Origin of the sequence: Pararhizobium sp., from assembly GCF_035497515.1 — a bacterium.
GTDB lineage: Bacteria > Pseudomonadota > Alphaproteobacteria > Rhizobiales > Rhizobiaceae > Pararhizobium.
In genome coordinates, this window is the sequence record NZ_DATJDJ010000086.1 from 1 (window position 1) to 9,818 (window position 9,818).

The 9,818-nt window shown below is 61.6% G+C and carries 8 protein-coding genes; 1 reads left to right on the forward strand and 7 read right to left on the reverse strand.

All coding sequences use genetic code 11. The annotated features are described in order from the left end of the window. From VL202_RS09270 to VL202_RS09300, 7 genes are all read right to left on the reverse strand, one after another. On the reverse strand, positions 1–1,121 hold a 1,121-nt coding region (locus tag VL202_RS09270; protein WP_325463840.1), incomplete at its 3' end, for an ATPase domain-containing protein. A 261-nt stretch (positions 1,122–1,382) separates the two neighbouring features. After that, on the reverse strand, positions 1,383–2,681 hold the full coding sequence (locus VL202_RS09275) for an FAD-binding oxidoreductase (RefSeq protein ID WP_325463841.1): 1,299 nt from the start codon (positions 2,679–2,681) through the stop codon (positions 1,383–1,385). 57 nt (positions 2,682–2,738) lie between these two features. Continuing rightward, the gene (locus VL202_RS09280; RefSeq protein ID WP_325463842.1) at positions 2,739–4,304 is read right to left on the reverse strand and encodes an ABC transporter substrate-binding protein; all 1,566 of its coding nucleotides are present in this window, start codon (positions 4,302–4,304) and stop codon (positions 2,739–2,741) included. Positions 4,305–4,324: 20 nt separating this feature from the next. Then, the gene (locus tag VL202_RS09285; protein ID WP_056336963.1) at positions 4,325–5,653 is read right to left on the reverse strand and encodes an MmgE/PrpD family protein; all 1,329 of its coding nucleotides are present in this window, start codon (positions 5,651–5,653) and stop codon (positions 4,325–4,327) included. A 17-nt stretch (positions 5,654–5,670) separates the two neighbouring features. Next, positions 5,671–7,440: an ABC transporter ATP-binding protein gene (locus VL202_RS09290; RefSeq protein WP_325463843.1), complete on the reverse strand. Its 1,770-nt coding sequence runs from the start codon at positions 7,438–7,440 to the stop codon at positions 5,671–5,673. Next, positions 7,440–8,321 carry an ABC transporter permease gene (locus VL202_RS09295; protein WP_056336970.1) on the reverse strand — a complete coding sequence of 294 codons (882 nt, stop codon included), beginning with the start codon at positions 8,319–8,321 and terminating at the stop codon, positions 7,440–7,442. The genes VL202_RS09290 and VL202_RS09295 overlap by 1 nt, the downstream gene beginning before the upstream one ends. Then, positions 8,318–9,259, reverse strand: a complete 942-nt coding sequence (locus VL202_RS09300; protein WP_056336974.1) for an ABC transporter permease — start codon at positions 9,257–9,259, stop codon at positions 8,318–8,320. The genes VL202_RS09295 and VL202_RS09300 overlap by 4 nt, the downstream gene beginning before the upstream one ends. A gap of 225 nt (positions 9,260–9,484) precedes the next feature. Between VL202_RS09300 and VL202_RS09305 the strand changes: the two genes are divergently transcribed. Further along, on the forward strand, positions 9,485–9,818 hold a 334-nt coding region (locus VL202_RS09305; protein ID WP_325463844.1), incomplete at its 3' end, for a helix-turn-helix domain-containing protein.

Genomic DNA, 9,818 nt, shown 5'->3' on the forward strand with positions numbered 1-9,818 from the left:
AATTCGACGAGACGCTGCTGATAGATCGCGGCCCGCTCGAAGCCGCCAAGGCCGTCGATTACCAACCGTTTGATGCCGCGCCCCCTGACTTCATCCAGCAGGCGATGGGCCAGTTTATCCAGCAGGTTTTCAGTCATCGGGTTCCAGAGGAAGGCGAGGGCGCCCGAATGGAGGAGAGGCTGCAAATCAAGGCCGATGGCTCTGGCCTTGCCGTGAAGGCGCGCCGGCGTCTCATAGAATCCGAAATGCAGGCCCGGCTCCGCTTCGCTCGACGCGCTCAGGAAATTGAGGCCGAGCGTCGTCTTGCCACATCCGGATGGGCCAAAGACCAGACTGACCGAGCCTGCGGGAATGCCGCCGCCGAGCAGTCTATCGAGGCCGTCGACCCCCGAGGGGACGGTGCCCGTCACCAGGGTTTCGGGCTGAGAGGGATGCGCCAGGGCGATTTCCAGCCGCGGATAGACAGTAACGCCGGAGGAGCCGATATCGAACTGATGGAACCCGTCAAGAGCGCGACTGCCTCTCGATTTCTTCACATGCAGGCGTCGAACGGAGCGCACGCCTGCAAGCTCGTTGTTCAGCTCTATGACGCCGTCGACCATGGTATGCTCGGGGCTGTCGTCGGCAAGGCGGGTGCTGGTGAGGAACAGCACCGTGCAACCTGCGAATGCGGCCTGGCTCTGAACCTCCGCCACGAAGGTTTTGACGTCGAGCGCGCTATCGGCGCGATCGCGCGCGTTAAGGAGACCGTCGAACACAAGCAGGGTTGCGCCCTGCCGGCTGATTTCCTTTCGTATCAAGGAAACGACCGCCGGAAGCCCCTGATCGCGCAGCGTCTGGAAGACGCTGACATAGGCGATTTCATCGCCAAGCCTGGACGGATCGAAGAAGTCGAGCGTGCCCAGAACCTGAAAGAGGCGATCATGCGTCTCCGCCAGCAGCGTTACGTAGAGCACTTTTCGGCCAAGCGCGACATTCGCAAACGCAATATGGTTCGACAGGATCGTCTTGCCGGCGCCCGGCTGTCCCTGGACGATATAGGAAGCGCCCTCGACAAAGCCTCCCCCGAGTATGGCGTCCAACCCTTGGATGCCTGATGTCAGTCGTGGAAGTTCATGCATTGAGATCGTCCCGGAGAGCCCTTGCGCCCACGGAGTACCCTAAGGTCCGATGCCGAAATTGCAAACGCCAATTGACCGGGACGGATGCGGAAATCCCTTCATCCACGAAACGCTTTCGTATCGTGCCGTCTGGAATCCTCGACGATCATGAATATCGAGGCTTGCTGGCCTCATCATTGGCGAACCGGCTTGTCGGACGCTCCGTCCGCGGGGCGAGGACCGCTCGTCCCGCCGGCTCGTTGATGCCACCCCGATCCTGTTTCAGATCTCCAGGCCCGCCTTGCGGCGCTCGATCGCCGAGACGAAATGGAACCCGATCGTGCGCAAAGGCTCTGGGGCGATCCAGGAGGCGGAGCCCATGCTTTGCGCCATTGCCTGATGGGCATTGCCTTTGCCCAGCATGAGTTCGGCCAGGTGACGGCCGAGCATGGTACCCTTGGCGATGCCGCTGCCGTTGCAGCCGCCCGACGCGTAGAGCCCCTCCTCGAGTTGCCCCCACCAGGGAGCGCCGTTCATCGTGAAGGCGGTGGTGCCGCCCCACAGATATTCGAATCCGATATCCTTCAGATTGGGCCAGCGACGCTCGAAGCGATCCCGGAGCATGGCCTTGGCCCGCCCTTCGTCGATCTCGGCTTCATGCGCGTAAAGGCTGCGTACCATCACCCTGTTGCGACCGATGCGCCGTAAGGTGGTACCCAGCCGATGCGACGGCAACAGGCCCCAGGCTTCGGATTCGCCTATCTCGCCGAGCCGCCCGTCCGGGATTTCCTCGGTGACGGCCGCATATGTGTAGATCGTCGCCATCCGCGATTTGAGATAGCCGAATTTGGGTATGAACCCATTGGTGGCGAGCGCCAGTTGCTTGCATTTCACCACCCCGCCGGACGTCTCGAGTATCCAGCCGCCGTCCTTCCTGCGGATCGCCGTCACCGGCGTATTCTCATGGAGCGCGACCGACGACGGCAGCGCATCCGCGAGCCCCCGGATCAGCGCGGCCGGTTGCAGCAGGACCGTGTCCTGCATATGGATGCCGAACCGGTAATAGGGCGAGCCGATCCGGCGGTGGATATCATCCCGCGAGAGCACGGAATGGGCAATGCCGTTGGCCTGAGCGACCTCCAGAACCTTCCGCAGCGAGGCCTCCCCCTGTTCGGTGGCAGCCCCCCGTATCGATCCGGCCTGCTGTATGTCGCACTCGATCCCGTTATCGCGGACAATCGACATCAGCCAATCATAGGCTTCCCTGAAGAAGGTGGTCTGCACCTGCGCCTTCTGCGCCATCTCGATCGAGGCGTTGCGCGGCAGCACATGCGCGCCCGTGAAGCCGGAATTGCGCGCGGATGCCCCCTCACCAACCGTCGTGGCTTCGAGCACGGCGATCCGCGCCTGAGGATCGAGTTCCTGCAGCCGCCGGGCAACCGCAAAGCCCGTATAACCGGCGCCGACGATCGCATAATCGACCGTCAGGCTGCCATCCAGGGCTGCATGAGGTTCGCGGGGCGGCAGCATCGCATTCCAGCCGCAAAGATTGGAATATTTCGGGAAGGTGAGTTTTGTCATTTTTGATGCCTGAATGAGGATCGGGGCTGCCAGATGAAGCAGCCCCGGACGAAATGATCAGTCCTTGAAGTGTGCCTGCTCGGTCAGCAGCGGTCCGAGGGACATCGATCCCTTGAGTTCGAACCCCCAATCGAGCTTCTCGTTGCGGGTCCAGACCTGCGCAGTCTCGGTGACCGGGATGCCGCAAACGTCGGCGACGATCAGCTTCTGTGCCTCCTGCCACAGCTCGATCTGCTTTTTCGGGTCCGTTTCGGTGCGGGCCGCCTCGATCTGCTTGTCGGCGACACTGCAGTGGCTGAAGTTTGTCACCTGCGCCGGCTGTCCGATCGCGCTGGCCGAGTGAAAGAACTGGGTCAGATAGGTATCTGCCACCGGGAACCGCGCCGCGCCGTAATCGACAAGCGGGCTGAGATCCTTGCGGATCATCTGGTGCCAGGCCGCATGCTCCACCGGCTGGAGATCGAGCGTGATGCCGGCCTTCGCGAGCTGCGCCTGCAGGATCTGGTCGGTCGTCGCATAGCTCGGCATCTGGCTGGCGATCATCTTGATCGTGATGCCGTCCGGGAACCCGGCCTCCGCCAACAGGGCCTTCGCCTTGTCGATGTCGTGCGGCAGTATGCCGGGCTCCGGATTGAGACCGAGATTGTTGGACGGGATGACGGACTTGGCCACGCGGGTAAATTCGGGGCCACGGAACTGGGCGATCTGCGCCGGATCGACCGCATGGGCGATCGCCTGGCGCACACGGATATCGTCGAATGGCTTCTGGGTCCGGTTGACGTGCAGGACGGTCAGTTCCGACGGATCGAAAATATCGATCGCAGCACCCGGGGTTGCCTGCATGCGTTGCAGCCACCGCTGGTCGGTCGATCCTGCCGCTACGTCGATTTCGCCTGCAGTGAAGGCAAGGTCGCGGCCGGCAGCGGCGTTGAGGAAGCGATAGGTGACCTTTTCGATCTTCGGCTTTCCGCGGAAGTATTCGTCATGCGACTTGAAATGGACAGCCACGCCCGGCTCGATGGACTCGAACTGGAACGGGCCGAAGCCGACCGGGTTGCGGGTAAAGCCTTCGCCGCGCTCTTCATACGCCTTCTTGCTGATGATGAAGCCACCCGAATAGTTGGTCAGCAGCCCCAACAGGCTCGGCACCTGATTGGCGAGCGTGATCTTGACCGTATGCGGATCGACCGCCTCGACGCTCTTGATCGCCGAATAATCGGTGGCAAAGGCCGAACGCTTCGGATCGGCGGATTTCTGCAGGCTAAAAACGACATCGTCAGCGGTTACTTCACCGTAACCGTGCTGCCACTGCACACCTTCACGCAGCTTGAAGGTCCAGACCAGATTGTTGTCGGTCGCTTCCCAGCTCTCGGCGAGATCCGGCTCGATGGTCGCCGGATCGGTAGAGCCGGGGGCAAAACGCACAAGTGCGCCGTAAATCCAGGCCACCAGCGTGCGATCCGATGTGCTGGATGCAAAATGCGGATCGAGGTTGCCGATATCCGCCGAGGCGGCACCGACCCTGAGCTCTGTCTGCGCGGCGTTGGCCGGCAGCGATGCCAACCCTGTGCAGGCCATCAGGACGGCGAGCGCCCCGGAGAAGATGTGCTTGTTGTATGTCATTTAAGAGTTCCTCCTCATTTTCAATTATACGTTTCTGACACTGCTAAAGCTGCGAGCAACGGGCCGAACCCGTTTTCACCGAGACCGCTGATCGCCGAGACGATGCCTTGCTGATGTTGCGAGGTCAGGCTGACCTTGCCGATATTGATGAATTTGTTTGCGACCTGGTCCCAGTTCATCGGGTTCGCCACGTCGCCGAGCGGATAGTCCACGACCATCTCCTCGACGCCGTCGCCCTGGTCCATCAGGATGCGGGCGGGCGTGCGAACAGGAAACGAGGTTGCGAAATCGTGGGAAGCTTCCAGCTCGATCCGGCTGGCGAGCCTGATGACCTCTGGGTCGTTCAGGCTGCTCACATCGACGGGCTGCAACGCCTCGCGACCGCGCAGGGCAGCGAGCGCGCAGCTGAAATAGAAGCTGTACTGACCGCCCTCCAGGGAACTGGGCGCTCTCTCATTGGCAAGACGCAGCCCCTGAGGAAAGGTTTCGATCCGCAGATGCTTGATATCGCGGCCGTTCTGCCGGAGCGTCAGGATCGCATCGATGGCGGCATGCATGTAGCGGCAGCACGCATAGGGCTTCAGGTAACATTTCTGCAGCTCCCATGTCGTGCCGAGGCTTCCGAGAAGGATGGAGCGGTCGTAGCGATCTTCCCGGTCGAGCAAGTCGAGCGGGCCGGTTGCCCCGGCGCGCGCACGATAGGCAGCAGTCACGCCTGCAACCACGGCCGGCGGAATTCCTTCCTTCACCGTGCTGCCCTGGAATTTCGAGGAACCGGTTGGAAAGACAATGGGGCCTTCGCTGCCGGCGATTGCCAATGCATGAGCCATCTGAATGGCGTCGAGCCCAAGCAGACGACCGGCGCTTGCGGCAGCGCCGTACCCCACCCATCTGCCGCTCGCATAGGTTTCGATCGTGGCGGTCGGGCGCGAGGCCGCGACACGCAAGGCCACATCGTAACCCAGGGCGATGGCGTCGAGAATATCGGCGTCAGACGCCTTTATGGCTTGTCCGACCGCAAGAGCCGCCGGGATGACGCCGGCACCGGCATGGCCGGCAGCGCCGCGGTGACCATCGTCAATGTCGAGCGCGCTGGCAGCGGCGCTGTTTGCCATGGCGGCGCCGGCAACGCTCAGGCGCCTGTTGGTCAGCCAGACCTGGGCGTCTCCATCTCCGTAGACGTCGGATGCGGCCTGTCGCGCCGCTGCCGCAAGCGGAGAACGCAGACCGGCTGCGGTTGCCCCCACGAGATCGAGAAGCAGCAGCGAAATGGCTTCTCGCGCCTCCTGCGGAAGCGCTCCCTTTGGTTGGCCGCTGACGAATGCGGCAAGTTGGGTCAAGGCATGCATTTAGGCGCTCCTGCGGATCAATTTGTCTGGCGGATAAAATGGCCCTCTGAAGCCCTGCCCCAACTGGCAGCAGGGGCGGCATATCCCACGGGCTTCATCGGGCTTCGCGGCGGGGCCGTATCGGCGGCCCGGCGCTGCCGCGTCTCACGCATGTTCGGATGCGTGATGGGAATGGCTGACAGAAGACGCTGCGTATAGGCGTGGCCGGGGCGGCCGATCACTTCATCGCGCGGGCCGATCTCGACGATCTCGCCGAAATACATGACGGCGACCCGGTCGCAGATGCGCTCCACCGCAGCCATGTCGTGACTGATGAAAAGATAGGAGACGCCGAACTCCTTCTGCAGGTCGATCATCAACTCGATGATCTGACCCTTGATCGCCACGTCGAGCGCCGACACGGCCTCGTCGGCGATGATCAGCTTCGGCGCCATGGCAAGAGCGCGGGCGATGCAGATGCGCTGCCGCTGTCCACCGGAGAATTCGTGCGGCAGACTTGTCGCCCGGTTCGGATCCAGCCCGACGCGTTCCATCAGCCATTCCATCCGCTGGATGGCGGCGCGCCCTGTTTCGATCCCATGGACCTGCATCGGCTCGATGATCGCGGATCCGATCGTTTGCCGCGCATCCAGGGACCCGAAGGGATCCTGGAAAATCATCTGCGCCTGCCGGCGCATCTGGGCGAGGCTTCTCGGGTCCTTGTAATCTATGGTCTGGCCGCAAACCTTGATCTCGCCGCCATGGACGGGGGCAAGGTTTATGATCGCCTTGCCGATCGTCGATTTCCCCGAGCCGGATTCACCCACCAGCCCCAGCGTTTCGCCCTTCCCGATGGAAAAGGAGACGTCCTCCACGGCGTGGACCGCACCTTTGACGCGGCCGAGAAGTCCGCCATGGACCGGAAACCGGACCGCGAGATTGCGCACTTCCAGAATCGGCTCATCGGCAATCTGGATCGGCAGGTCGCCGACCGGCTCGGCGGGAACGGTATTGATCTGCAATTTTCCGGCAAGGCTCGGCGCGGCAGCGATGAGGCTGCGGGTATAGGGATCCTTTGGATTGCCGAAGACCTCGTGAACGCTGCCCTGCTCGAGCACCCGACCATGCCGCATGACCAGGACATCGTCGGCAATCTCCGCCACCACGCCCATGTCATGCGTGATGAAGAGGACAGCCGTTCCGGTCTCGCGCTGCAGTTCCTTCAGGAGGTCCAGGGTCTGCGCCTGCACGGTAACGTCGAGCGCGGTGGTCGGCTCGTCGGCAATGATCACCTGCGGATTGCATGCCAGCGCCATGGCGATCATCACGCGTTGCCGCATGCCGCCCGAAAATGTGTGCGGAAATTGCTTGATGCGCTCCTCGGGGTCCGGAATGCGCACCTTGCGCAGCATTTCGAGCACCGCCTCGCGCAGTTCCTCGCCTCTCAGTCCGCGATGGATGCGGATCACTTCCGCCAGCTGGGTTCCGACGGTCTGCACCGGATTGAGCGAGGTCATCGGCTCCTGGAAGATCATGCTGACCTGGCCGCCGCGTACCCGTCGCATTTCCGCTTCCGACAGTTTCAAAAGGTCGCGCCCGCCGAGCTTTATCGAGCCTTGCGCCGTTGCGATATTCTCGGGCAGAAGCCGCATGATCGCCAGCGACGTCACGCTCTTGCCCGAGCCGGATTCGCCGACAAGGGCCAGCGTCTTTCCCGGGCTGATATCAAAATTCATGCCATGAACGACCTGCTTCTTGGCAAAGGAAACACTCAGATCTCTGACTTCGATAACGGGACGGTCGGTCATCAGCTTGCGTCCTTCAGGCGTGGATCGATCGCGTCGCGCAGGCCGTCGCCGATCAGGTTGAGTGCGAGAACCAGGAGCAGGATCGCAAAGCTTGGATAAAGCGCGAGGTGAAAGGAACTCAGAATATTGTCGAAGCCTTCGCGAACCATGCCGCCCCAGGTCGGCGTCGGCGGCGCAAGGCCGAGACCGATGAAGGCGAGCGAGGCTTCGGTACGCACGGCGGTCGCCATCCAAAGCGAGGCCATCACCATGATTTCCGGCAGGATGGCCGGCAGGATGTGCCGGAGCAGGATGCGGGTGTCCGAGAACCCCATGGCGTGGCAGGCCTGCACATATTCACGGTCGCGCTGGGTAATGACGCCGGCGCGGGCAATGCGGGCGAAGGCCGGTATGGCGGTGAATGCGATCGCTATGACGATGTTCGTCAGCGTCGCCCCCATCAGGGCCACAAGCGCCAGGCCGAGGATCAGCGACGGGAAGGCCAGCACGACATCCATGATCTGCATCAGGATGATGTCGGTCCTGTTGCCGACATAGCCGGCGATCATGCCGATCAGCGAACCGATGATCAGCGCCACCACGATGGCGAGAAAGCCGATGGTCAGCGAGTATCTGGCGCCGTAGAGCAGACGCGAAAGCACGTCCCGCCCGAACTGATCCGTGCCAAGCAGGTTTTCAGCGCTTGGCGGCGACAGGTAGAGGATGATGTTCTGGTCGTTCGGATTGTAGGACGTGATCAGCGGCGCAAAAATCGCGCAAAGGACGAGCACTGTTACAATGACCATGCCGAGCCATGTGGAAAAATTCAGCCGCTTCAGAAGCGCCCATCTCGGTTGCGGTCGACCTGCCGTCGGGGTCGGAAGTGTGGAGAGGCTTGTCATTTGTACTGAACCCTCGGATCGAGGAAACCATAGGTGAGGTCGGTCACAAGGTTCACCACCACGACCATCATGGTGTAGATGACGATCATGCCCTGCAGCAGCGTATAGTCGCGTTGCGTCAAGGCGTTGAGGATGAGCTTGCCGAGACCCGGCCGCGAGAAGACGATCTCCGTCAGCACCGAATTGCCGATCAGAATGCCCAGATAAAGGCCGACGACAGTGGTGATCGGTATCATGCAATTGCCCAGCGCATGGCGCCAGATGACGGCATGATGCGAGGCACCCTTGGCGCGGGCGGTCCGCACGAAGTCCTGGTTGAGCACTTCGAGCATTGCGGAGCGGGTGACGCGGGTAATGTAGGCCATCATGATCAGGGCCAGCGAGATTGTCGGCAGCGCCATCTGCCTGAGACGATCCAGAAGACCATCGCCGCCACCGGAACTGATGACGGGAAACCAGCGCAGGTTGATCGCAAAGATCATCAACAGGATGATCGAGGCGACGAAGGCTGGCAGCGACAATCCAAGCAGCGAGACGAACCGCAGGATGAAATCCGCCGGCCGGTTGCGCTTGACCGCCGCCCAGACCCCTGCCGGAACGCCGAGCAGGACGCCCAGAAACAGCGACGCGATCGTCAATTCCAGCGTATAGGGCAGCACGCTCGCTATCTCGGCCGTGATCGAGCGTCCGGTGATCATCGAAGTTCCCAGATCGCCCTGCAGGACGCCGAGCATGAACTGCCCGTATTGAACGAGTACCGGCTTATCCAGGCCAAGCCTGTGATGCAGCGCCGCGATGCTCTCGATGCTGGCCTGGTCACCCAGAATGACCAGTGCCGGATCGCCGGGCAGAATTCGTACGATCAGGAATACGAGCGTCAAGACGCTGAAAAGCGTCAAGACCGCAAATCCCATTCGCTTGATCAGGAATGACACCATTCGGCCGTCCTCGCTGGTCACAAAAAGGGGAGAAGCAAACGGACAGGCGCTCAACGCCCATATCGAAAGAGGGGCGTGCGCGCCGCGGCTTCGAACGTCCTCCCACATTTCGAAACCGCATCACTTGAAACGAATATCAGCGGAAAAACTTGCGCAAGTCAACGAATTCCTTTTATTAGAATGGATTTTATGCTACGTTCTAATTATTAGAATTTGGATCTTGAAATGTCCGTGAACGCTTCATCCAACGCCGTACGTGCGCTCGACATCCTGCTATTTCTTGGGGAGGGCGGCTCCGACGGGTTCTCGCTGGCGGATATTTCCGAACAGATCGGCGAGGCAAAGCCGGCGGTTCATCGCAGCCTGTCTTCCCTGTTGCAGAAGGGTTTTGCGGAACCAGCTCCGCGTCATGGCCACTACAGGCTGGGGCCAGCAATACCGATGCTTGCGCGCCGCCAGGAACGGCTGGAACCGCTGATTCTGAAGTTCCGGCCAGGCATGGCGGAATTCGCGCGACGGACAGGGAATACGGTTTACATGATGGTTCAAGCGGGCGTCG

Excerpts from the sequence above, each read along its gene's own strand:
- VL202_RS09285 (WP_056336963.1), bottom strand. The coding sequence starts at position 5,653 with ATGCATGCCTTGACCCAACTTGCCGCATTCGTCAGCGGCCAACCAAAG.
- VL202_RS09300 (WP_056336974.1), bottom strand. The coding sequence starts at position 9,259 with ATGGTGTCATTCCTGATCAAGCGAATGGGATTTGCGGTCTTGACGCTT.
- VL202_RS09275 (WP_325463841.1), bottom strand. The coding sequence starts at position 2,681 with ATGACAAAACTCACCTTCCCGAAATATTCCAATCTTTGCGGCTGGAAT.
- VL202_RS09280 (WP_325463842.1), bottom strand. The coding sequence starts at position 4,304 with ATGACATACAACAAGCACATCTTCTCCGGGGCGCTCGCCGTCCTGATG.
- VL202_RS09290 (WP_325463843.1), bottom strand. The coding sequence starts at position 7,440 with ATGACCGACCGTCCCGTTATCGAAGTCAGAGATCTGAGTGTTTCCTTT.
- VL202_RS09295 (WP_056336970.1), bottom strand. The coding sequence starts at position 8,321 with ATGACAAGCCTCTCCACACTTCCGACCCCGACGGCAGGTCGACCGCAA.